Source organism: Flavobacterium sp. H4147 (genome assembly GCF_029360735.1).
In the GTDB taxonomy this organism is placed as follows: Bacteria; Bacteroidota; Bacteroidia; order Flavobacteriales; family Flavobacteriaceae; genus Flavobacterium; species Flavobacterium endoglycinae.
The window spans coordinates 100967-127583 of the sequence record NZ_JARKNB010000003.1 but is presented as its reverse complement, the minus strand read 5'-3'; the positions used below and the strand labels follow the sequence as shown (position 1 = coordinate 127583).

Sequence of the window (26617 nt, the reverse complement as noted above, 5' to 3'; positions counted from 1 at the left end):
ATTTTTATGTAACGATTATGAATCATTATTAATGTGTTTTTATAAAGCTTAGAATTCTAAATTTACTCCTATAGAAGTGGTTCTTGGTACAGGATAACGACCTAAATCGATACCGCTTAATGTTATATTCTGGTCTAGGTTTCCAAGGGCTGGGTCAAATCCGGTATATTTTGTGAACGTGTATAAATTTTGAACGTTTACATACAACCTTACTTTAGATATAATAGAATTATCGAAAATCTTATTTGGTAAATCGTAGCTTAAAGAAACATTCTGAATTCTTAAATAAGAACCATCTTCAACAAATCTGTTCGAGATTCTTCCGTTACCATTCGGATCATTAAGGGTAATTCTCGGCACATCGGTATTTTCATTAACACCAGGTTCAAAAGCATGCATGGCCTGTGTGCTCACATTACCAAATCGGTCACCAAATCCCGGATAAATACCATCAATATAGTGGCGTGTAAAGTTGTAAATCTGATTGCCCTGACTTCCGGTTAAAACCACTGATAAATTGAAGTTTTTATATCTAAAATTATTAGTAACAGCATAAGTAAAATCAGGAATGGCATCTCCAATGGCTGTCTGGTCTTTACTGTCTATTTTTCCATCGCCATTAAGATCTTTAAAACGAATATCTCCAACTCCTGTTCCTGTTTCCTGAACTGGTCCTGCTGCTAATTCCGCTGCATTTTTAAACAAACCGTCTGTTACATATCCATAAAATTGCCCTACAGGTTGTCCTTCGGTAGTTCTGGTAACGTTGTATAAATCGAACTGCACTTTTCCTAACAGCGATTTACCCTGACCTTGAAAACGGGTCAGTTCATTATTGTATTTTGAAAAAATGATCGTTGTATCCCAGTTAAAATTTTCAGTAGCAATATTTCTGGTGTTTAATGTAAGTTCAATTCCTTTGGTTACAATTTCACCTGTATTTAGATAATAATTAAGGGCACTTTGATTTGATTCGTCATTGATTTGTTTGGTTAGGAAATCAGAAGAATTTTTAATGTAATAATCAAAGTCAATTTTTACTCTGTTATTAAGCATTGCCAGTTCGAAACCAGTATTGAAAGATTTAAGAGATTCCCATTTTATATTCGGATTTCCTAAATTGTCTATAGTTGGTGAAACGCCGCCAAACGGAGATGCCAGCAGCGATAAAATAGTTTGATATCTATTTGCCGGAATATTTTGATTTCCTACAAGACCATAACCAGCTCTGAATTTTAAGTAATTGATACTGTTTGATAATGGCTCAAAAAACTTTTCATTACTTACTGTCCATCCTCCAGAAAATGAAGGGAAATAACCCCATTTGTTATTCGGTCCAAAGTTTGATGAAGCATCGGCTCTTAAAGAAGCAGAAAAAGAATAACGGTCTGAGAAACTGTAATTCAGCCTCGAAATATAAGATGTCATAGACCAGCGTCCAGAACCATTTCCATTTAAAGCAGTAGCAATATCACCAATATTCAAATTTGTGAAATCTTTGTTTAGGAATTCACCTGTTCTGTAACCGCTTAAATATTCATAATAACTTTCTTGTGCTTCCTGACCCAATAAAAACGTGAAATTATGTTTTTCGTTGATTGTTTTGTTGTAGGTCAAGTAGTTTTTAATGTTCCAGTAATAACTCTGATCTTGTTGTTTGAATGATTTATTTAAAAGCTCTGATACATTTCCCAGCGTATATTTAGGTGCAAAAGCTTTGTTTTTTGAAAAATTCAAATCATAGCCCAGTTCAGATCTAAAAACTAATCCTTTCATCAGGGTAAAATCAGCAAATAGATTTCCGTTGATTTTGAATCTTTCTGTGGTTGAATTATTGTATTCTGATAAAGCGATTGGGTTTGTTGCCTCATTTGCAGATGAACCTAAACCAGATGTTGGACCTGCATAAGATCCGTCAGGGCTTCTAACAGGTAATTCTGGAGATTGTCTTAAGGCGTTCATTACTAATCCGCCTCTATCATCGTTTCTTACGACTTGCTGCGATGATTTGCTTATAGATAAGCTGTTGCCGATTTTAAGCCATGATTTTACATTAGAATCGACATTTAAACGCATCGATAATCTGTTGAAATCAGAGTTTAAAACGATTCCTTCCTGATCAAAATAATTTAAAGAGGTATAAAAACGTGTTCCTTCTTTTTCTCCAGAAAATGAAAGCTGATGATTATACATTGTAGCTGATCTAAAAAGTTCGTCCTGCCAATTGGTACCATTTCCTAATAAATTAGGTTTTTGGTATTGATAAGGCACAGGTTCGCCGTTTAATTTGTAAATTTTAGCTTGATAAGCTGCATACTGCGGCAGGTTTAAAACATCAACAGTGTTGGTTATTTCCTGAGTTCCTAAATAGGTTTCGTACGCAAATTTTGATTTTCCTTTTTTCCCTTTTTTGGTCGTAATCAAAACCACACCATTTGCACCATTAGAACCGTAAATAGCAGTTGCCGATGCATCTTTTAAAATGTCGATAGTTTCAATATCTGAAATATTTAAGCTGGATAAAGCTGAATTTTTAGTTTGTCCGTTTCCTCCGCCTAAAGCGCTGAATGAAAATGAATCGTTGTTTCGATCTGCAAAAACCGGAGTACCATCAATTACATATAAAGGTTCATTTCCGTTTATAGAAGTAATTCCTCTAATCTGCACTGAAATTCCTCCTCCTGGTGTTCCTGAATTTTGAGTGACATTTACACCGGCAGCTTTACCCACAAGCGCCTGATCGATAGAAGTAAAGGGTTTGTCCTGAATTTCAGAAGCTTTTATAGACGAAACGGCACCGTTGATGTCTTTTCGTTTTGAAGTTCCGTACCCAATAACTACCACTTCATTTAATTTTTCCAGATCGCTTACTAAGTTTACCTGCATAACTGATTTTGTATCTGCCGGCAGTGTTACATTTTTATATCCTACATAACTAAAAAGCAATAACGCTTTTGGTTCTACATTGTTTAATACAAAACTCCCGTCAAAATCGGTTACGGTTCCGTTTTTTGTTCCTTGTACTATTACACTAACACCGGGAAGACTGTTTCCTCCAGATGTTACTTTACCTTTAACAGTTTGAGCGTAGAAAAAATTTCCCCACATACATACTATTAAACACAATAGTTTTTTTAATGTTCTTCTCTGCATAAAATTGGTTGTTTAGTTTACTTGAAATAATTAGTTAATCGTTAAGTTTTAGAGAAATATTCAAAAATCGAAGTGTTTTTTGAGGTGCTAATTTTGAGTTTTTGCATCAGTACTTTTTTCTTAAATATTTCTTAACGAAAGTATGTTGTAGAGGTGTTGTATTGTAGAACAAATGATGCATATTGTGCAACAGATGATGCAAAAAGAACACTCAAACCCCTATAAATGGTAAAATAAATCCCCTAACGCATCAAAAGTACTGCTGAAGTATTGCTAATTTTTTTGCTTAAAAAATATTGTTTGTTTAAAATATTACACTATAATTTTTTATATGTATATTTTTATTGGAAAAATTAAAACCTTCATTTTGAAAAAAATCACTGACAAAAAAAAGAGCTTCGATTTAAATTGAAGCTCTTTTTAATGAATATTTTGAAGGTAATACTGACGTTATTCTTTTGTTCTTTTTTCTTGAGTGGGTAAATGTCCGTATTTAATTTTGTAACATTTGGCAAAATAGGAGGGAGAGGTGAAACCAACTTTGTAACTGATTTCATTAATATTATTATTGCCTTGCTCAATAAGTTGTTTTGCTTTTTCCAATCGCACATTTCTGATAAATTCGTTAACAGAAACTCCGGTCAGGGTTTTTATTTTTCGATACAGCTGGCTTCTGCTTAGATAGATTTTAGAAGAAAGGAGTTCTACAGTCAGTTCAGGTTCGCTGATATTTTCATTAATGAAATGCAGAATTTTTTGAATAAAATCATTATCCAATGTTGTTGTTTTTTCTTTACCCTGTTTGGTAATACCGCTGTAGAATTTCTTAAACATAAGCTGTCTGCTTGTAATAAGCTGTGCAAGACTTGATTTTAGAATATCCAATTCAAATGGTTTACTCAAATACATATCTGCACCAGAATCGATGCCTTCTAAGCGGTCTTTTACCATTGCTTTGGCAGACAGCATTAACAGCGGAATATGACTTGTTTTTAAATCTCCTTTTATGCTTTTGCACATCTGCAGCCCATCCATAACCGGCATAATAACATCAGTAATTATCAAATCGGGTAGTTTTTGTACTGCAAGCTCATAACCCTTTTTACCATTTTCGGCTGTAATAACTTTGTAGGATTTGCTGAGTTCCTGCTTTAAATAATTTCTTAATTCAGGATTGTCCTCTACAATCAGCACGGTGTATGATTTTGCAGTATCTTCTGCAGGGCTGTCGGTTGTTTCTTCTGCAAAGTCTTCTTCCTGAGTTTGATTATCAGGAATGTCAGATAAAAATTGATTTTTGTTTTTTTCTATATTGAAGACTTCATCAATAATTTCGTTCTTCTTATAAAAGGAATTGCCTAACGGAAAGAGTACTTTAAATTTTGTGCCTTCTCCTAGTTCACTTTCCACTTCAATTTTTCCTTTATGAAGTTCAATAAATTCTTTTACAACTTCCAAACCAATTCCCGTGCTTCCGTAATAGGCTTTATTTACATTGTTGACCTGATAGAATCTGTCAAAAATTTTATTGAGATCCTTTTTGCGGATTCCAGATCCGGTATCTGCGATTGTTATTGAAAATGAAGGTACTTTTTCTCCGTAAATGACCAGATCATGATCACTGTCTGTGGTTTCAATAGAGATAGTTATCGTGCCATTATCCGGTGTAAATTTGAAGGCATTTGAAATAATATTGAAAAGTATTTTCTCGAGCATTTTAGGATCGAGCCAGTCTTCTAGATACTCTAATGAAGACTCAAAGTTTACGGCAATTTTTCGGGCCGCCGCTTCTTCATAAAAATAACCTATAACGGCTTCTGTAAAGGCAATGACTTCAATTTTCTTGGCTTGAAGCGAAATTTTATTGAATTCTAATTTATTAAAATCCATAAGCTCATTGATAAGTCTTGAAAGTCTGTCAGAGCTTTTGTGTACAATTTTTAGTTTGTTGTATATTTCAGGAGATATTTTTTTACTTTTTAAAATATCTTCTAAAGGGTTTATAATCAGTGTTAAAGGTGTTCTGAATTCATGTGAGATGTTGGTGAAAAACTGTAGTTTTTTATTGTTTAATTTCTCAAGCTGGATTGTTTTTTCTTTTTCGAAAAGCACCGCCTGTTTGGCTTTAAAACGATTTTGATAGATTTTATTTAGGTATACAATCAAGAAAATTAAAATAGAAGAATAGATTAAATAAGCCCAAATGGTTTTCCACCACGGAGGGAGTATTTTTATTTTTAATTCTAACTGTTCGCTGCCCCAAGTGCCATCTGCATTGGCTGCTTTTACTTTGAAACTATAATCACCAGGCGCTAGATTGGTGTAGGTTGCGGTTCTATTATTGCCAGCATAGTTCCAGTCTTTTTCAAAACCTTCGAGATAATAGGCGTATTGATTTTTTTTGGAATAATTATAGTTAATTCCCACATATTCAATCGTAAAAACAGATTGTGTGTAGTTAAGTGTAATTTCTTTCGTCTGCGAAATTACTTTGGTTAGAGGCGAAGCATCTTCATTTGGTTTTACAGAACGATTGAATAATTTAAAGTCACTAAAATACAAACGAGGAGCTTTTTCTGTTTTTTTGATCTCGCTGGGATTAAAATAATTTACTCCTTCGTAACCGCCAAAATAAAGTTCTCCATTTCCATCTTTAAAAACCGCATTATTATTAAAATCATTATCAATAAGACCGTCATCTTTATTAAAATTGGTGCTTTTTTTACTTTTAAAATCTAGTTTTGTTAAACCTAATCCGCCGCTGATCCATAAAGAACCGCTATTGTCTGAAATAATGGCGCGAACCGACTTTTCTTTAAAACCTGGAAAATCGTCATAATTAGAAAATTTCTGGTTCTTTTTATTGTAACTAAACAATCCCTGACCGTCAGTTCCTATCCATACAGTTTTATCGTTAGATTCGTAAATAGATAAAATGCTCTGGATGCTATTGTGCTTAGAAATGCTGCTGAACATCGCATCGCGCATTTTTGTAACTTTAAAACTCGTTTCTTCTTTTAAACTTACCTGATACAATCCTAAAATTGTTCCCATCCATAATACATTATCGGAGTCTACAAAAACTTTGCGAATAAAAGAATTATTCAAATTATGATCTGTAAATGGTTTAGTGTCACAATGAATAAATGTGCCTGTTTTATTGTCAAAATAATGAAGTCCCTTGATGAAAGTTCCAATCCAGATTCGGCCTTTTGAATCTTCTGAGAAACTGAAAATTCGGTTTGATTTTAAACCTGTTGTGTTGGCTGTATTGTAATTGATGAATCGAGAAGTTCCGTTTTTCAAAAAGTAAATGCCGCGGTCCCAGCTTCCAATCCAAATATTTTGCTTGCTGTCTATAAATATGGTCTGAATATCAACAGCATCCAAACCAGAATAATAATTTTGATTTGTTTTGTTTACATGGATGTAGCTTTTATTGGCAAGGCTGTAAATATCAAGTCCGCCGCCTTCATTGCTGATTAATAAATTTCCTTTTTTATCTTTTACAATTGAGGTTACGTAGCTGGTTTGCAGCGAGTTTTCATTGTTGACAAGAGATTCGAGCGAATTGAATTTGTTATTAGGTTTATCAAAAACACCTAAACCTTTATTGAAATATCCCAGCCAAAGCCGTTTTTCTTTGTCTTCATATAACGACCATACAGAATTGGATTTTAAACTGAAACTATTGTATTTGCTGTGCAGGTATTTTTTAAGAATCTGTCCTTTGTAATTTACAACCAGTAATCCATCGTTTTCAGTACCGCACACTATATAACCAAGACTGCTTTGCAGTATAGATAAGATTTTATTTTTAGTAACGGTATATCTTTCGAACTGATAATTATCGGTTTCAGGTTTAATTTTTATCAGACCGTTTTCTGTAGTTCCAAGCCATATATATCCAAATTTATCGATCACCAGATTTTCTATATCATCGAGCAGAGGTTCTCTTTTAAATTTGTCTTTATAAACTTGTTTGACTTTTCCGTTTAAATCAATTTCCAAAAGACCATAACTGGTTCCTAAATAAATAATTCCCTGTTTATTTTTTACCGAAGATTTGATTAGAAAATTAGGTTTGTTAAGAACTTTTGATTGTACCAAAGAAACTTTTAAGGTCTTGGTATTCAATTTAAATATTCCGAAACCATAAGCGCCTAAATACAAATCGCCGTTATGGTCTTCGATAATTGTTTTTACCGTAATTGGCTCGCTGTATCCTTTTGTAATGACGTCTTCAATATTTATTTTTGTAAAATTATCCAAATCTCTATTGTACAAACACAAACCCTCGTCAGTACCAATCCAGAGATTGTTTCTGGAATCGATAAAAGTGGTATAAATAAAATTACTGTTTACTGATCCTGGTTTTTTATCGTATTTATATCCGAAATAATTTACGCCATCATAACGATACAAACCAGCACCGTTTGTACCTATCCAGATAAAGCCTTTATGATCCTGAATGATCGTGGAAATAGCTCTTTTCGAAGTTGTTTCTTGTATGCTTCTAAATTGATAGCTGTCAAATTTGCCTTGTGAAAACAGACAGTTTGTAAAGCTAAAGAGGCATAAAAAAATAGAGTAGATATTTTTCATTTGGATGGAACAGTGTTATTTAACCGTTTATTTTGAAAATAAAATTTAGGAAGAGTTTCTTTTTTTGGCTTATGTAAAACAATATTAATAAAACTAAATAGAACACTTAATTTTTTTTATTCAAATTTGACATATTGCCAAAATCCTGAGTCCGATTAATATCCTTTTAAGGAATTATCGTACTCAGGATGATAACATAGAGTATTTTGCTGGAATAGCTTTTTTTTAACACATAGAAATATAGCTTTTGATGCTTAAAAAGAAGATGTTTTACCTATTTTTAATACAGAGGCTAGGTTGAGAATCCTATGTTTCTATGTGTTCAATTTTTTCTCTTGGAATGTTTTATTTTAGTTCAAATTTGCCTGTTAGTCCGTCATTAGAATTCCAGCCTGCCATAACATTAAATACACCCGGTTCTACTAAAAATTTACCGTTATTATCGTAAAACCCAAGTTCGTTATCAGTTAAAATAAATTGCACTGTTTTGGTTTCTCCCTTTTTTAATTCGATAAGTTCAAAACCTTTTAGTTCTTTTACAGGTCTTGCAATACTGGCAGCGGGATCATTTATGTATAGCTGAACAATCTCTTTCCCGTCAAAATTTCCTGTATTGGTCACATCAACAGAAACTTCAATTTTTTCTCCTTTTTGAAACGAAGGTTTTGCTATTTTTAAATTTTTATAAGCGAAAGAAGTATAGCTTAATCCATAACCAAAAGGGTATAATGGTGTTTTCTCAACATCAGAATAATGAGACCAGAACACATTTTGATCTTTATCTGTAGGTCTTCCTGTATTGTATAAATTGTAATAAATAGGGCATTGGCCTACATTTCGTGGAAAAGACATTGGAAGTTTTCCACTTGGGTTATAATCTCCATATAAAACCTGTGCTACAGCATTTCCAGATTGTGTTCCTAATTGCCATGCCTCAACAATGGCCGGAATGTGTTCTGCTGCCCAAGGTAACGCAAGCGGGCGTCCGTTGTTTAAAACCAAAACAATATTCGGATTGACTTTATACACTTCTTCTAATAACTGCTGCTGATTGCCCGGTAAATCCAATTGGGTTCTGCTGCGTGCTTCTCCACTTTGAAATCCAATTTCACCTAGAACCATTATTACTACTTCAGCTTCTTTTGCCGCTTTCTTTGCCGCTTCAAATCCAGAAAAATCTGTTGTATTAATTTTTACTTCATCTACAAATGCCTGTTTGTTTAAAGCAACGTCAGTTCCTTTTTCGTAAACCAATGAATTGTCTTTGTATTGCTGCATTCCTTCGAGAACAGATACTGCGGTATTATCATCAGCAGCAATTCTCCAGCTTCCCAACGGGCTGTTTTTATCATTTGCCAAAGCACCTATTAAAGCAATTTTAACCCCTGATTTTTTTAAAGGCAGGATGTTTTTATCATTTTTCAATAAAACAATTGATTTTTTGGCCATGTCTAAAACATCGTCATTATTGGCTTTGCTGCCTATATCTGTTTTTTCACGGGCTTCATCGCAGTATTTATAAGGATTTTCAAATAAACCTAGTTCAAATTTAACTCTAAGAATTCTGCGTACCGCATCATCAATTATACTTTCTTTTACCTGTCCTTTTTTTACCAGCTGAACTAATTCGGTGATATATACATTCGATTCCATATCCATGTCAGAACCAGCAATTGCTGCTTTTTTAGCCGCATCGGCATTATCGGAAGCGTAGCCGTGTGTCACCATTTCGCCTATGGAAGCCCAATCAGAAACTACGAATCCTTTAAATCCCCATGCGCCTTTTAAAATATCTCTTTGTAAAAAACTGTTTCCTGTAGCAGGAATACCATTTAAGGTATTAAATGAATTCATAAAAGTGCGGACACCTGCGTCAGACACTGCTTTAAAAGGTGGTAAAACCGTATTGTACAATTTAGAAGTACTCATGTCTACACTGTTGTATTCGCGGCCTGCTTCTACAAATCCATAGGCTGCAAAATGTTTGGCACAAGCAATAATTGAAGTGTTGTCAAAATTTTTTCCTTGAAAACCATTCACTCGCGCCACAGCAATTTTACTTCCTAAATATGGATCTTCACCGGCACCTTCCATAACTCTTCCCCATCGGGCATCATTTGATATATCAACATTAGGCGCAAACGTCCAGTTAAGTCCAGAAGCAGATGCCTCAAGAGCAGCCACACGTGCTGAATTTTTAATGGCTTCTAAATCCCAGCTGGCGGCTTCGGCCAACGGAATAGGGCTTATGGTTTTATACCCGTGTATAACATCAAAACCAAAAAGAAGCGGAATCCCAAGACGGCTTTCTTCAACGGCAATTTTTTGTGCAGCTCTGACCTGCTTAACACCGCGGATTGTAAGCATAGAACCTACCCATCCTTTTTTTATATTATTGTACTTTTCTTCATTCGAACCAGATTCTGGTTTTGGTCCTGTTACATCCCAAGAACCATTGTATTGATTCATTTGTCCTACCTTTTCTTCTAATGTCATTTCTTTCATTAAAAGTGAAATTCGATCTTCAATTGATTTACTCGTATCCTTATATTTTTTAGATTGTGCGTAGCTGTTTATGCAAATTAGCAGGATAAATAAGATGTGGTGGTTTTTCATTTGTTTTTTCATTTTTGATAGTTTCCAGCGTAAAGTTTTTGGAGGTTTGTTACATAGTTTTTGAACACCTCATTTTGATTTGCTTTTGCAAAATTGAGAAGTATTCACGGTTTGTAAATGTAGTTGTGCCCACACAATATCAATAGCACATTTGATGCATTATCTAACAGAAATGTTGCATAGACTGGATTTTTGCATTGATAGCTGAAGAAATGTGTTAATTATAAATTTAGATTCTAAACTTTAACACAGATGCACTGGTAATGGAATTAATAATTTTTTAAATTTGATTTACTTAAAAAATCCAAACACAAATCTTTTATAATGGAAAAAGCTATACAACTAAAAGTGAGAAAAGATTTGAACCCTCGCCAGCAGCTCACGGTAATCAAGCTGAAAGGCAGTCTTATCTCAAAGGGCTATACCGAAATTATTCACATTCTAGATCAGGATGAGGAGTTTCATATTAATACTTTTGAAACAGCTCCAGAACATAGAAATGAAGTGCAGCAGTATATTGCGGCTTTTATCAATGCTGAAAATTTATCGGACACAATTTCCATTCAGTAGTTTTATTTTTTTCTTTCTGGCAGGCTGCTGAATTTAATTCTCTTATCTTTTTTTATAAAAGAAGTAAGCCTTAATAATTGCTTATGAATTATAACTTTAAGTTATATTCTATAATTTTAGAAAGCAAGGACAAAGATATTTGTACGTAAATTGCTCATATAATTAATGTTTAAGGAGAAAGATCTGTACTGTAATACAGCATCAGATCGTACATAATATTTATATGAGATGAGAGAAACACAGCCGGAAGCGGAAATTTTGATTTACGATGCAGCCCAAGTTTTACTTAGATATTTAAGAAAATGGTTTCCTAATTGCAGTTTTATTAATTTTTCTGCCGAGGAGGATTATCAAATCGATCTCGAACAATTTGATTTTATTGTATATGTTGTAGAGGGAGAAATACATATTAATGAGTTTTTCAAACTTTTAAACTCTAAAATAAAAATAGTATTTATGTCATCGCTTACCGTAAATCCAGAAGAAATTATGGATTTTAAAAGTTGGTTTGATATCAAATTCATAAATATTAATAGTACAAAAAGAGAGATCAAGGAGCAGTTTAAATTTCATTTAGATCAGCATCAAAAAAGAAAAACTGCATCTCTGCATTTGTACCATGAAATATAAATGGTTTTAAGCTGTCTTAGTTCTTCTGCTAAAAACAATTTACGAGTTTCTAAATGGACTTACTATTTTTCTTGACCCGCTCAATTCCAAACACTGTGTAGAATATTCTACAATCTATATCCGTCAATATATCGTATTATTAATTAAAAGACTTTTTATAATTACTCTAAAGAGTGATTGAAAAAATTGTCTATAGTTTTGATTGATATGTCCATTGACCAAGGTTTCTTACTTTCTAATTTTATCCAAATCAAATCCTTTTATTCTAAAACCTATAACACTATTATATCATCGATGTAACTGTTATACCGCTTTGATTTGTAAAGAAGCAAAGAATTCATTTTCGGAGGATTTATAAATGGCAATTATAATTAATATACTGAATATGAAATACACCTTTTCGAAAACTAGAAATTCTTTGCAAATAAAAATTTATCTTTCCTTTCTGTTCTTATGCGTCACTTCTATTCTCTATCCACAAAGTGCAGGAGACTTAGACGCTCCGCAAGCTCTGCTGAAAAGACTTATTGGCAATAGGTCTGCTGAGTTCCAATTAAGTGTTGTAGAAAAAAAAGACAAAATTCTGCCAGATTGGTTTGAAGTTGAGACTGATAACAATCACGTAAAAATAAAAGCCTCAAACAATACAGCACTCTGTTATGCGGCTTATACTTTTCTTAAAGATATTGGTGCGGTATTAATAAGCTGGGAAGGAAACCGAATAGAACTCCCTAAAACTTGGCCAAAATATTCTAAAAAAGCAAATACACCGTTTGAGTATAGAGAATATCTCAATGCTTGTACTTTTGGCTACACAACTCCATGGTGGGATTGGAAACGCTGGGAACAAGAAATCGACTGGATGGCATTGCACGGAATTAATCTGCCAACAGCCATGGAAGGTCAGGAAGCAGTATGGCAGGCGTTATGGAAAGAATATGGATTGAGTAATGTAGAATTAGAATCTCATTTTGCAGGACCTGCTTATCTGCCTTGGCAGCGTATGGGAAATATCAATAGTCTTGAAGGACCGCTTCCGCAGGAATGGTTTATTAAAAAAGAAGAACTTCAAAAGAAAATCTTAGAAAGAATGAAAGCATTGGATATGCACCCTGTTGTGCCTGCTTTCAGCGGTTACGTGCCAAAAGCTTTCGCAGAAAAACATCCAGAAGCAAAAATTACCGAATTAAAATCATGGTCGGGTGGTGGTTTTGCCAGTACTTTTTTGTTAGATTCCAAAGATCCTTTGTTTAAAAAAATTGGAAAGCGATTTATTGAAATTTACACTCAAAAGTATGGGAAATCGAATTTCTATCTGGCCGATTCTTTTAACGAGATCGAACCTCCAGTTTCTGAACATAATAAATATGAAGAATTATCAAATTACGGAAGTGCCATTTATGAAACCATAAATGAAGCAGCTCCCGGAGCAGTATGGGTTATGCAGGGATGGCTTTTTGGGGATAATAAGGAATTCTGGACGAAAGAAGCAACAAGCGCTTTTTTAAGTAAAGTTCCGAATGACAGACTCATGATTCAGGATTATGCCAATGACAGATATAAAGTATGGGAAAATCAGGAAGCTTTTTATGGCAAACAGTGGACATATGGATATGTACATAATTACGGAGGATCGAATCCTGTGTATGGAGATTTGAAATTTTATAAAGACGAATTGACCAGTTTGCTTAAAAATCCGCACAAAGGAAACGTAGTAGGTTATGGAGCAATGCCGGAAGGTTTAAATAATAATTCTATCGTTTACGAATACATATATGATCTTCCATGGACAAAAGGGGAACAGCCTCTAAATGACTGGATGGTTACCTATTTAAATGCGAGATACGGACAGACTTCAAAATCTGCTCTTCAAGCTTGGCAATTATTACTGGAATCGGTTTATAACGTTAAATATTGGGATACGCGCTGGTGGAATGATTGGGCTGGAGCCTATTTATTTTTCAAACGTCCAACGCTTAAAATTACAGAGTTTAAAGGTAATCCCGGCGACAAAGAAAAACTCAAAGAAGCTTTGGCTGTTTTGACTAAAGAAGCAAAGAAGTACAATAAAAAGAATCTTATTCAATACGATCTAATAGATGTTTCAAGACATTATTATTCACTTTCCATTGATGAAGATTTGATTGCCTGTGTAAAAGCCTATGAGCATAAAGATATTGCCAAAGGTGACGAATTATTTAAAAAGATAGAAAAGCAAGCTCTACATATAGATGCCATCATGTCTGGACAACCTTTAAATAGTTTAGACCAATGGGTAAAATCTGCATCTGATTATGGAAGTTCACCAGAGGTTTCTTCATTATATGTTAAAAACGCCAAAACATTAATTACACTTTGGGGCGGAGAAGGACACTTAAATGATTATGCTTCACGATCATGGAAAGGAATGTATAAAGGATTTTACTGGCCAAGATGGAAAATGTTTTTAGAGGCTTTAAAAAAGGCATCTATTAATAATACTTCTTTTGATGAAAATAGAGAAAGAGAATCAATTAAAAATTGGGAAATAAATTGGACAGAAAGCAATAAATAGATTCTAAGATTGCAATTACTACGTATATACGCATAATTTAACTTCATATTTATAACATAACCTAAAAACCACACGATCTCAATGAAAGAAAAAATTACGAAATCGATTTATTAGTCAGTTTTTCATTATATAATTGTATAAAAAAAACGTCGCTAAGTATTGATTTTACTGGCCTTATAGAAATTATCCATGTTTATGAATAACTTGTCCATTTGTTAACATTTCATTAGAACTAATTTCGGCATACTATTTTAACTAATTAACCAATATCACAATGGAAAAACTTAAACTTTTATTATTAGCCTTTTGCTTTGGCTTCTCAATGAATACATGGGCACAAAAAACAGAAGTGTCTGGTGTAGTTTTAGATGACAAAGGTATTCCGCTGCCTGCCGCCAATGTACTGGAGAAAGGAACAACGAATACAGTAACTACAGATTTTGATGGAAAATTTAAAATTTTGGCATCAAACAAAAATGCCACACTTATATTTTCCTTTATGGGATTTGAAGATCAGCCTCTTAAATTAGACGGAACCAAAACAAATTATTCAATTAAATTGCAGTCAACTACAACCAGCTTAGAACAGGTAGTCGTAGTAGGTTACGGAAAAGGATCTCGTAAAAATTTAACGACTTCGGTAACTTCTGTAAAAGCAGAAGATCTAAATCGAGGAGCCATCAGTGATGTTGGACAGCTTTTACAAGGTAAAGTTTCTGGTTTGAATATTTCATCAAGCGGCGATCCTACAAAAACGGCTTCTGTGGTTTTGCGTGGAGCATCGACATTAAATAGTTCTCAGGGACCTTTTTATGTAATTGATGGTATTCCTGGAGTGGATATCTCAGTAATTTCTCCAGATGACATTGCTACGATCGACGTTTTAAAAGATGCTGCCGCAACCGCAATTTACGGTAACCGAGCTGCCAATGGAGTGATCATGGTAACTACTAAAAAAGGAAGCAAGGGCAGAACCCAGATTGCGTATAATGGATATGTTGGCTGGGAAGAAGTTTCCAATAATCTCGATATGATGAATGCAGATCAGCTTAGAGATTTTACCACTAAAAACAATTTGAATTTTACTCCGGAAAATGATAAAGGTGCTAAAACTAATTGGCAAAAAGAAATTTTAAGACCAGGACGTGCGGCATCCAGCAGCCATAACTTGTCTATGAGCGGTGGAGGCGATCACGGAAATTATACTGCCAGTATTACTTCTCTTAATAAAGAAGGAGTAATGCAGAAAAGTGATTTTTCTCGTATTATTGCTCGTTTATCTGTTGAACAATATGCTTTTGATGACAAGGTTAAATTTGGTTTAAATGTTACTAACTCTACTACCAAATATCAAAACGTGCCACAGCGTAATACCGTTCTTTTACAAGCCTCAAGTTATCTTCCTGTTTCTCCGGTAAGAAATGCTGATGGAAGTTTTTTTGAAAATTTTACAAGTCCGGGATATTTCAACCCAGTAGCTTTAATTGCACATGGTACAGACGAAACAAAAACGGATAACCTAGTAGGTAACATTACTGCAGAAGTAAAACTTCCGTTTGGGATTACGTATAATTTGAATGTGGCGCACCAACGATTAACTGCATCTCATGGTGAATTTTATGACAGTTATTATTCACAATACAACAGTGCCAACTTTTACAACAATCCAGATCCGCCTTTGACAAAAACATTGGTTAATTTTGGTGTAAATGGTTCTGCATTAAGAAACTCTTACGAAACTAGAAACAATATTATTGAAAGCTTCTTTACTTGGGATAAATCATTTGGCGAGCATAAAATAAAAGCCGTTTTAGGGTATTCATGGCAGGAAAATACGTTAGGAGATGGTTTTCAGGCTACAACCACAAACTTTCCTGTAGACAATGTTGGGTATAATAACTTAGCTTTAAGTAACTATACTTCGGTAAATGGTTATGTAGTAAATTTTGGTGATAGTAAAGCATACCAGCAGACACGTTTGATTTCTTACTTTGGACGTTTAAATTACAACTATAAAGACAAATACCTTTTACAAGGATCACTTAGAAGAGACGGTGGTTCTATGTTTGGAGCTAATAACCGCTGGGGATATTTCCCTTCTGTAGGTGGTGCTTGGAGATTGGATAAAGAAAACTTCATGAAAGACCAAAACTTTTTCAGTGATTTGAAACTGCGTGGAAGCTGGGGTGTAACTGGTAACTCGTCTGGATTTAATGCTTATACTGCACAATTTATTTCAGGAAGTTTAGGTACTTTTTATTACAACGGACAGCAGATTGGAGCTTACGGACCAAATCAGGCAGCAAACCCTGATTTGAAATGGGAAAAAACTGCTACAGCCAATATTGGTCTTGACTTCTCAATCTTAAAAGGAAAAGTAACAGGTTCTATTGACGTTTACGACAAGAAAACAACAGATATGATCTTCAACTACAATGTTAATCCAGTATTGGTGCCAGTAGGAACAATTGTAGCCAACGGAGGAACAATGTCGAATAAAGGTATTGAGGTAAGCTTAAGCACAACTCCAGTAAAAACAGCAGATTTCAGCTGGACGACTAACATAAATCTGGCACACAATAAAAATGAGATTGTAAAATTAACCAGTCCGTTTTTTGTGGGAGGAGATTCTATCCGCCGTGTACAGCCAGATGGAGGCGGACAAACAGGAAGTACCTTACAGATTTTTAAAGAAGGAAAACCTCTTGGGCAGTTCTTTACTCTAAAATACGCAGGAAAAAATGCTAATGGCGTTTCTCAATATTATGATAAAAATGGTGATTTAACCACTACACCACAAATTGGAGTAGATTATCATTATGCAGGAAGTGCACAGCCAAAATTATTAGTAGGATGGGCCAATAATTTTCAATACAAAAAATTCGATTTAAGTATTTTCTTCAGAGGAGTTTTTGGTAATAAAATTTTCAATGCCACCCGTGCCGATTTATTCAGACCAAGTACTGCCATGACCAATAATATTTTAGTTGATGCAGGCAATGAGTCGCCAAATGATCTAAACGCATACAAATATTCAGATCGTTTTATAGAAGACGGCAGTTACGTACGACTAGACAATATGACCTTAGGATATAATTTTGGAAAAGTGGGAAGATACATCAGCAGCGTGCGTATCTATCAAACCATTAATAACGTATTTGTTATTACGAAATACAGAGGAATTGATCCAGAGGTAGAACAAGGAGGAACAGCTCCAGGTGTAGATTCAAATAACTTCTATCCAAAAACCAGAACTTATATGTTTGGTTTAAATGTGATCTTCTAAAAATTAAATGCTAAAAATTATGAAAAAGATATTAAAATATTTAGGTCTTCCAGTATTGATGGCTGGTTTAGTATGGTCTTGTGATGATCTTGATGTGCCTATTACAACACAATTAACTCCTGAAGTATTTCCACAGAATTCAACACAATATATTCAAACTACAGGACCCGTTTATGCAGCTTTCAGAGGTGAATTTTCATTTGCTTGGTGGTGGTCGCAGTCTTTAACAACAGATGAAGCTATTCTTCCGGCAAGAGGAGGAAACTGGTTTGACAACAGAAACTATATTGCCATGCATTACCATGACTGGAATGCAGACAACGGTATCATAGGAAGCCTTTGGGACTGGTCATCTAAAGTGATTGGTACAAGTAATCAGGCAATCTCAATTTTAAGACAAACAATGCCTGAGGGTGCAGAGAAAAAAACTTTGATTTCGGAGTTAAAAACAATGCGTGCTATTTCCTATTTTATGCTGATGGACAGCTATGGAGATGTACCATTGGATACTTTATACGGAGATTTTAGCTCTCACACCAAAACGCCTAGAAAAGACGTGTTCAACTTTATTGAAAAAGAATTAAAAAGTGCAGTTCCAAATTTAAACCCTGCATCTGGGGTGGCAACTTACGGAAGACCAAATAAACAAACTGCTAATGCAATGTTAGCAAAACTGTATTTGAATGCAAATGTGTACACAGGAACACAGCGTTATAGTGATTGTATTGCTGCTTGTGATGAAGTCATTAATTCTGGTTTGTATGCAGTAGAACCGAGAGCCACTTATCTTCAAATGTTTTATCCAACAAATGGACCAGCAATGAAAGAATTCATTTTTGCAGTTCCTTACGATCCAGCAGCTGTTACTGTGGGGTATAACGGTCAAATGTACCACGCACGTTATGATGTGCCGCGTTCTGAAAGAGCAAAGTTTGGACTTTCTTTTACCCCAAGCGCACCTAGAAGTACACTGCCAGAATTTTATGCCAATTTCGATGATCCAAATGATATCCGTAATAAACAATGGCTTACAGGACTTCAGTATCTAAACGATGGTGTTACACCAGTAATGGTAACAACCACTAAAAAAGGATACGACCAGTTTTATACAGGATCTGATGGAGGAGCATCCTATACGTATCAGGTAAATCTAACGCCAAATATTGTACCTCGTCAAAGTGAAGCTCTATTTGATCTTGGAAATGATGAAATCGCTTGGAATATGGGATATAGAAATATTAAATTTTATCCAGATGCCACTTCAACAAATCGTAACCAAAAGAATGATGTTCCTTTCTTACGTTATTCAGATGTACTTTTAATGAAAGCAGAATCAATTCTTCGCGGCGGAACAGTAACTTTAGGACAAAGTGCAGACGCATTGGTAAATATGGTTCGTTCTAACCGTACCACATCTGCAGCCTTAACAGGTGTAACATTGGAAGATCTTTACAAAGAAAGAAGCCGAGAATTTGCATGGGAAGCGTGGCATAGAAACGACATGATCCGTTTTGGAAAATATGAAGGATCATGGGGCTACAAAACCAATACAGATCTTTACCGTCGTGTATTCCCAATTCCAACAAACGCTATGGTTTTAAATCCGGCTCTTACTCAAAATGACGGATATTAAAATAAGAATTTAGTTAAGTACGCATTGTAACCCAATTTAATTTCGAAAGGAGAAGAGCGTAAAAAATCTTCTCCTTTTTTACTAAAAAGAAAACTGGTGTTTGGTTACTCATGATAACCAGTTTAGTTTCATTTTCATTTTTGAGTGTATACTTAGCTTAATCGAATGCAATTTGTGAGATTCAAGGAAAGATTAAGCTTTGTAACATTCTTTTTAAGTTTTAATATTCAAGTTGTTCAGTATCAATTGAATGTTGAGGTTTCCGATTTAACCGTTATAAAAATCAGTATCAGCCCAATTTTGTCCCATCAATATCAACAGCATAATGGAACTAAATAAAATCTATAAAATAGGATATATTGCCATAAGTTTGACCCTAGTTTTTTTATTGTCATGCAACGCTCAGAAAACCATTTCTTTACAAAAGAAACAAGTATCAGATAAGGTTTATCCGTTGTTGGACACCGAAAATTCAAGATGGTTTTACTTTTCATCAGCAAGCCGTCCGTTTGGTATGGTTAATTTAAGTCCCGATACAGAAATAAAAGGCGATTGGGGAGGCGGATATAAATATACTACAGATACCGTTAAAGGTTTCAGCCACGTTCACGAATGGCAGCTGTCTGGAGTATCGGTAATGCCTGTTACAATTTCTGACACGAATAAATCCTCCGTTTTTAAAGATTTTTATTCCAAATTCAGCCATAAGACCGAAATTATAACGCCGGGTTATCATTCTTTAAAATTAGATAGATATCAGATCACAGCAGAATTGACCAGCACACCAAGAGTTGGATTTCATCAATATACTTTTCCTAAAAATGCACAAAAAGCCATTCTTTTTAATCTCAATACCATTTTAGGCCCTTGCGAAAATACCAATGGAACATTAGAAAAAAATAATGATTACGAACTTTCCGGTTCATTAGTTTTGAGCACTAATTTCAGACGTCCAAAACCTTTAACCGTATTTTTTAAAGCTAAAACAAATCAGCCAATTGCTTCTGTTGAGAGAGATTCTGCAACGGGGAATTATTTAATCCGTTTTAGCGGAGCGAAAGAACAAATACTGATGAAAGTCGGTATTTCTTATACCTCAATAGAAAACGCCGCGATTAATATCGAAACAGAATTGCCTCATTGGAATTTTAGCCAAACAGTTAGCGATTCTAGAAAAGAATGGAGCGCTTTATTAGGAAGAATAAAAATAGAAGGAGGCACAGAAACCGATCAGAGAAGATTTTACACTGATCTATGGCATGCACTTCAAGGAAGAAAAATGATCAGCGACGCAAATGGAGCCTATCCCGATAATACAGGAAACCAATTCAGAGTGGGGTATTTGCCTTTAAATGCTGGTGGAAAACCCAAATTCAACCATTACAATTCTGATGCCTTTTGGGGAGCACAATGGACAATCAACACGCTTTGGGGATTGGTTTATCCTGAAATTATGGAAGAATTCGTGTATTCGCTAATGCAGTATTACAAAGATGGCGGTATCATTCCGCGTGGTCCTGCTGGCGGAAACGATACGTATGTAATGACAGGAGCTTCGACAACTCCGTTTATTGTCAGTGCCATTCAAAAAGGAATTATAAAAGAAAACCTGGAAGAGATTTACACAGCGCTTAAAAAAAATCATATGCCAGAAGGTATTATGGAAAAAGCGGGATATGAACACAAAACCAACATTGGAGGCGGACTAAAATATTATTTACAGAATGGATATGTGCCGTACCCGCTTCCCGATGGCAACTTTGGAAGCCATGAAGACGGAGCAAGCCAGACTTTAGAATATGCCTATCAAGATTGGACTTTGGCGCAGTTGGCTAAAAAACTGAACCATGAAGACGATTATCAATATTTCATGAAAAGGTCTCAGAACTATCAGAATCTATTTGATTCAGCTATTGGCTGGATGCGCCCTAAAAATGCAGAAGGGAAATGGCGCGAAAATTACGATCCGTATCAGTATGAAAATGGATTTATTGAATCCAATGGAGCACAGTCAACTTGGTTTGTTCCGCATGATATAGAAGGTTTAGCCAATTTAATGGGAGGAAAAGCAAAAGCAGCAGAAAAATTGAATCTCCAGTTTGAAACCGCTCAAAAGCTAAAGTATACCTCAGGCACCTCGCATGATGCAGAATTGCATCCAGAATTCAGCAGGATACCTGTAAATTTTGGAAATCAGCCTTCTATGCAGACTTCAAATATTTTTACCCTTTTAGGAAGACCCGATTTAACGCAGTTTTGGACCAGAAATGTAGTCAAAACCACTTTCAGCGGATTATCTCCCGCAACTGGTTATAACGGCGACGAAGATCAGGGGTTGATGGGAAGCCTGAATGTTTTGCTTAAATTAGGTTTATTTCAAATGAATGGAGGAACTGATAAAGAAGCGGTTTACCAAATAGGAAGTCCAATTTTCAATAAAGTTACAATAGATTTAAATCCGAGATATTATTCAGGAAAAACCTTTGTGATTAAAGCTGAAAATAACAGCACAGAAAAAGTATATATAAAAGACATCAAATACAATAACAAAGCTGTAAAAGATTTTACGCTTACGCATGAAGAAATTACAAAGGGCGGCGAGCTAATCTTAGGAATGTCAGATCAGCCAAAGTCTTAATAAAGAAATAACAAAGAATGAAAAATACAAAGTTTCTCTTTTTTTTCGCGGCAAGTTTTTTTCTTGCCTTCAATTGCAATGCACAGCAGAGTGTACACCAATATGTAGATCCAATGATTGGGTCAGAAGGCGTGGGCAGGGTTTTTATTGGGCCATCTTGTCCGTACGGAATGGTAAAACCAAGTCCCGACTGCACTTCGAGTCCAAACAGCGGTTGGCTTCCAATGCCTAAAGAAGTAACCGGATTCAGTCAGGTGCATGTGAGCGGAACAGGCGGCGGACCAAAATACGGAAACATCTTGATTATGCCTTTTTCGGGTACTTTAGATAAAATGGATCAGATTTTTTTTAGAGCTGAAGAAAATGTAAAACTGGGGTATTACGAAACTGTTTTCAAAGAAAATAACATTAAAACTGAAATTACAACTGGAGAGAAAGTTTCATTTTATAGAATTACCTATCCGAAAAATAGTTCTAAAGAATTAAAAATAGACCCAGGATTTTTTCTGGGAGAAGAAAAAATTCCAGATGCTAGAGAAGCGCAGCAGTTTGTAGGTTCTCAGATTGAGATCGTTTCAGACACAGAAATCAGAGGTTATAGCAGAATTAGAGGCGGATGGAACAACGGAAGAGCGTATACGGTTTATTTCTGTGCCGTTTTCGATCATCCGATATCAAAATATGTAACTTTCAAAGACGGAAAATTTTACAATAACCAGAAAGCTCAGTTTGATTCAGGAAAGAAAACAGCAGCGCTTCTTTCTTTTGGAAATGAAGGAAAAGAAGAACTGAATGTAAAAATCGGAATTTCTTTTTTGAGCGAATTAAAAGCCAAAAACAATATAGAAGCTGAAATCCCACATTGGAATTTTAATGAGGTTTTAAAGACTTTAGAAAATAAATGGGAGAATTTATTAAGCCGCATCCAGCTTTCAAAAGACACTTCAGACGAATATAAAAAAATGTTTTACACTGGTTTGTATCACACCATGATTATGCCTGTAGACAGAACGGGAGAGAATCCATTATGGACCAATAGCGAACCGTATTATGATGATTTTTATACCATTTGGGATACCTTTAGAACATCAAGTCCGCTAATCACTTTAATTGACAGTAAACGAAAAGTGGATATCATAAATGCCATGCTGAATATTTATAAACGCGAAGGGTATTTGCCCGAAGGCAGAAGCGGAAACGATAACGGAAGAACTCAAGGAGGATCAAATGCTGAGGTGGTTATTGCCGATGCTTTTGTAAAGAATTTAAAAGGAATTAATTACGAGCTCGCGCTGCAGGCAATGCTTAAAGACGCCACAGTTCCGCCTGGAGGAAATGAAGAAAAAGAAGGAAGAGGCGGACTTATCGATTACCTAAAATTAGGATATGTTCCTTATGGCACAGACCGTGCAGGAAACCGAACGATTGACTATTCGTACAACGATTATAATATTGCCACAGTAGCCAAAGGTTTAGGTAAAACCGAACTCTATAATCAATACATGAAACAGGCAGAAAGCTGGCAGAATTTATGGCGTCCTGATTATGAAAATAATGGTGCTAAAGGATTTATCATGCCAAAAGACAAAGACGGAAACTGGCTGGATGATGTAGTTTTTGGAGAATCTAAAATCCAGAAACCGACTTTTAAATATACGCCTGTTATTATCGAATCGCCTTGGTATGTTTGCCACTGGTGCGTGTTTTTCTACGAAGGAACTTCTTGGGAATATTCATTCAGCATTCCACATGACGTTCCTGAATTGATCAAGAAATCAGGAGGAGAAAAAGCATTTGAAAGCCGTTTGGATATTTTCTTCGATCAGAATTTGTATAATGTGGCCAATGAACCTTCATTTTTAACGCCTTGCCTGTACCACTGGATCGGGAAACCTTATTTGAGCAGCGATAGGATTAGAACCATTATAAAGAGTAATTTTAATACTTCGAGAGAAGGTTTGCCTGGAAATGACGATTCTGGCGCGATGTCTTCATGGTTGGCTTTTCATATGATGGGATTGTATCCAAATGCAGGACAACCGTATTACTTGATCAATACGCCTTTGATTAAAGAAACAGTCATCCAGCTGGAAAATGGAAAAAAGTTTACCATTTCTGCTAAAAAAATGACGGATAAAAACAGATATATAAAAAGCGCATTGTTAAATGGAAAACCATACAGCAAAGCTTGGATTACGCATGATGATATTAATAACGGTGGCGAATTGGTATTAGAAATGGATTCAAAACCTTCAGCTTGGGGAACGACAATTTTACCTCCAACGAAATAAAAAAGGATAAACAGGATGAAAAATATATTTTTAATGCTTCTTTTCTGCATCGTTTATCAGAAAGGAATTGCACAGCAGTACATTCCGACAATAAAAAATAACAGCCAATTGCATTATGTCTGTAAGCTTCACGGACAAACCAGAAGTCTTCAGCTCACTGCCGAAACAGCGGCTGATAAACTGGCTTTTAAATTGGAAACCAGAGGTGTGAAAAGTAAAATCGTGATGCTTCCAGAAGCCGTACAGAATGGAACCGAATTAAGTTTTAATCAAGGAGAATATGCGCCTGTTTTAAACTTAAAACCTACAGAAACTTTTTTTATGATTTCAAGATCAGCTTATCAGAACTTGATAAAAAACAGTTCTTTTGTTTATAATAATACGACGTATGCTTTGGATGAAAAAAATGCAGAAAGTGTTCAAATTGACGGAAAAACAACAGACGCTCTGCATGTAAAAGCGCAGATCGACGAAACCGAAATGTGGATTGTAAAAAATCCAGATTTTCCGCTAATCTGTAAAATCACCAATAATCCGTTAGGAATCAACCCAACGTTGGTAAAGGTGGTGGATTAATAAAGATGAAATAGAACAAAGTTTAATTTTAACACATAGAAACATAGATTCTTTTATTGCTTTTGTTTAAGAATACCAAAAAAAGCTAGCTTAACACATAGCTATGTGTTTTCAAATAAGTGAAACGCCTTTTTAAAGTTTACAAAAACTATGTTTCTATGTGTTAAAATTAATTTCACCGAAAGGGTTAAAGTTTCTGAGTTATAATAATAAACATGGCATATAAAAATTTCTTTTGGGTATTGATTTTTGCAGTTCTTATTTCCTGTAAAACAGAACAGCATTCGCATGACCAAAAAATAAAAATTGCTTTTATAGCCGATGCGCATTTGCAGGATATTTTTGCTAAATTTGATGATAACAGTTATCAAGGCATTCAAAACCCTGAAACGGGCGAATATGGCAATATCAGAACCATGAATGCCCAGCTGCATTCTACCCGAATTTTTAATGAAAATTACTTCGCTTTTTTAGAAGCTTTAAATGATATTGCAAAAAGAGGCATAAAACAGGTGGTGCTTCCTGGTGATTTTAGTGATGACGGACAACCTGTACATGTTCGCGGATTGCGAAAAATTCTCGATCAATATTCCCAGAAATATGGTATTTCATTCTATGTAACCACAGGAAATCATGATGTTGTGCGGCCTTTTGCACAAGATGCTGTTAAGACTGATTTTTTAGGAAAAGACGGAAAAGAACAGATTATCAGCAGTTCTGAAAATATTTTCAATAAAAGTAAAAGCGAACTCGTTCCCATCATAACTGCCGATATTAAAAATTGGGGTTACAAAGAAACGATTCATGAAATGCGAGATTTTGGTTTTTTTCCAAAAAAGACCGATTTGTACTGGGAAACGCCATTTTCAAAATACACTTACTCACAATATAATTTTGAAGAAGCTCAAAAAGAATCTCCTTTAGAAAATAGAACTTATGCAGTTAAAAACACTAATTTGTTTCTGCCCGATGCCAGTTATTTGGTTGAACCAGTGAAAGGAATCTGGCTTTTAGCAATCGATGCCAATGCCTATGTTCCAAATGAGAAATTATCAGGAAAAACAGATGATCCGCATGATTTTTCGGGAGCCAATACAGGCTACAATAACGTTCTGATTTATAAAAGCCATTTGTTAAACTGGGTAAAAAAAGTTGCTGCAGAAGCCAAAGCCAAAGGAAAAATACTAATCGCTTTCAGCCATTACCCAATGGTAGAATTTAACGATAATGCTTCTCCCGAATTAAAGCAGCTTTTTGGTGCCGATAAAATGCAATTGCAGCGCGTTCCAGATGAAGAAGTGGCGCAACAGTTTGCAGATGCCGGGATTCAGGTTCATTTTGGCGGACACATGCACATCAACAATACTGGCGTTCGAACAACGGAAAAAGGAAATACGCTTTTCAATATTCAAACTCCATCGCTTGCCGCTTATATGCCTGCTTATAAAATATTGACGATTCATTCTGCTTCAGAACTGGAAGTGGAAACCGTTGTGGTAGGGAAAGTCAATAAATACAATAGTTTGTTTCCTTTTTATGAAGAAGAATATGCTCATTTAAAAGAAATTAATAGCAATGCAATTTGGAACAAGGAAATTTTAAAGGCAAATGATTATAAAGATTTTACCACTTGGCATTTGAAAGAATTGGTAAGATTACGTTTTCTGCCAGAAGATTTTCCAGTTGAATTTTTAAAGTCAATTGTAAATCTTTCGGGAAGAGATTTGTTAGAAAAGAATAAAAACAGCTTTGACCTCGATAAAGAGCTGAAAGAAAATTCATTAACTCGTTCTGATTTTGAATCATGGAACGGATTCGACATGATTTTCGATTTTTATCGTCTTAAAAATGCTGGAGAACTGGCTATTCCAGAGATTGGAACCAAGAGATTAAAGCAATATGAGCTGATCTGCAAAGAATTAAAAAAATCAGATAATCCAAAACTCGTTTTATGGTCAGAGATATTCTATAAAACCATGAATGGCGAGCCTTCCAATCATTTTAAAATTGATTTAAAAAATAACAGAATTGATAATTTATCTGTTAAATAATTTTGATATTTATT

Annotated in this window: 12 protein-coding genes; 9 read left to right on the top strand and 3 right to left on the bottom strand. The window is 35.0% G+C overall.

Annotated features, from left to right (window positions below; translation table 11 throughout):
• Positions 1 to 48: 48 nt before the first annotated feature.
• From P2W75_RS14845 to bglX, 3 genes are all read right to left on the bottom strand, one after another.
• On the bottom strand, positions 49 to 3108 hold the full coding sequence (locus P2W75_RS14845) for a TonB-dependent receptor (RefSeq protein ID WP_276381065.1): 3060 nt from the start codon (positions 3106 to 3108) through the stop codon (positions 49 to 51).
• Positions 3109 to 3603: 495 nt separating this feature from the next.
• Complete coding sequence (locus P2W75_RS14840) at positions 3604 to 7758, bottom strand: hybrid sensor histidine kinase/response regulator transcription factor (protein WP_276381064.1); 4155 nt, start codon at positions 7756 to 7758, stop codon at positions 3604 to 3606.
• Positions 7759 to 8103: 345 nt separating this feature from the next.
• Complete coding sequence (bglX, locus tag P2W75_RS14835) at positions 8104 to 10386, bottom strand: beta-glucosidase BglX (RefSeq protein ID WP_276381063.1); 2283 nt, start codon at positions 10384 to 10386, stop codon at positions 8104 to 8106.
• Positions 10387 to 10698: 312 nt separating this feature from the next.
• On the opposite strand from bglX, the gene P2W75_RS14830 reads away from it, so the two are divergent.
• The 9 genes from P2W75_RS14830 to P2W75_RS14790 all read left to right on the top strand — a co-directional run bounded on the left by P2W75_RS14830 (position 10699) and on the right by P2W75_RS14790 (position 26603).
• On the top strand, positions 10699 to 10944 hold the full coding sequence (locus tag P2W75_RS14830; RefSeq protein ID WP_207296078.1) for a hypothetical protein: 246 nt from the start codon (positions 10699 to 10701) through the stop codon (positions 10942 to 10944).
• A 228-nt stretch (positions 10945 to 11172) separates the two neighbouring features.
• Positions 11173 to 11574 carry a hypothetical protein gene (locus tag P2W75_RS14825; protein ID WP_276381062.1) on the top strand — a complete coding sequence of 134 codons (402 nt, stop codon included), beginning with the start codon at positions 11173 to 11175 and terminating at the stop codon, positions 11572 to 11574.
• A 385-nt stretch (positions 11575 to 11959) separates the two neighbouring features.
• Positions 11960 to 14128 (top strand): alpha-N-acetylglucosaminidase, encoded by a 2169-nt coding sequence (locus tag P2W75_RS14820; protein WP_276381061.1) that lies wholly within the window; start codon positions 11960 to 11962, stop codon positions 14126 to 14128.
• A gap of 274 nt (positions 14129 to 14402) precedes the next feature.
• Complete coding sequence (locus P2W75_RS14815; protein WP_207296081.1) at positions 14403 to 17414, top strand: TonB-dependent receptor; 3012 nt, start codon at positions 14403 to 14405, stop codon at positions 17412 to 17414.
• A gap of 19 nt (positions 17415 to 17433) precedes the next feature.
• Entirely contained in the window at positions 17434 to 19047 is a 1614-nt protein-coding gene (locus tag P2W75_RS14810) for a RagB/SusD family nutrient uptake outer membrane protein (protein WP_207296082.1), read from the top strand.
• Between the two features lie 325 nt (positions 19048 to 19372).
• Positions 19373 to 21685, top strand: coding sequence for a GH92 family glycosyl hydrolase (locus P2W75_RS14805; protein ID WP_276381060.1), 2313 nt, complete (start codon positions 19373 to 19375; stop codon positions 21683 to 21685).
• 17 nt (positions 21686 to 21702) lie between these two features.
• Complete coding sequence (locus P2W75_RS14800) at positions 21703 to 23976, top strand: GH92 family glycosyl hydrolase (protein ID WP_276381059.1); 2274 nt, start codon at positions 21703 to 21705, stop codon at positions 23974 to 23976.
• A 15-nt stretch (positions 23977 to 23991) separates the two neighbouring features.
• On the top strand, positions 23992 to 24552 hold the full coding sequence (locus tag P2W75_RS14795; protein ID WP_276381058.1) for a hypothetical protein: 561 nt from the start codon (positions 23992 to 23994) through the stop codon (positions 24550 to 24552).
• 215 nt (positions 24553 to 24767) lie between these two features.
• On the top strand, positions 24768 to 26603 hold the full coding sequence (locus P2W75_RS14790; protein WP_276381057.1) for a metallophosphoesterase: 1836 nt from the start codon (positions 24768 to 24770) through the stop codon (positions 26601 to 26603).
• The last annotated feature ends 14 nt before the right edge of the window (positions 26604 to 26617 follow it).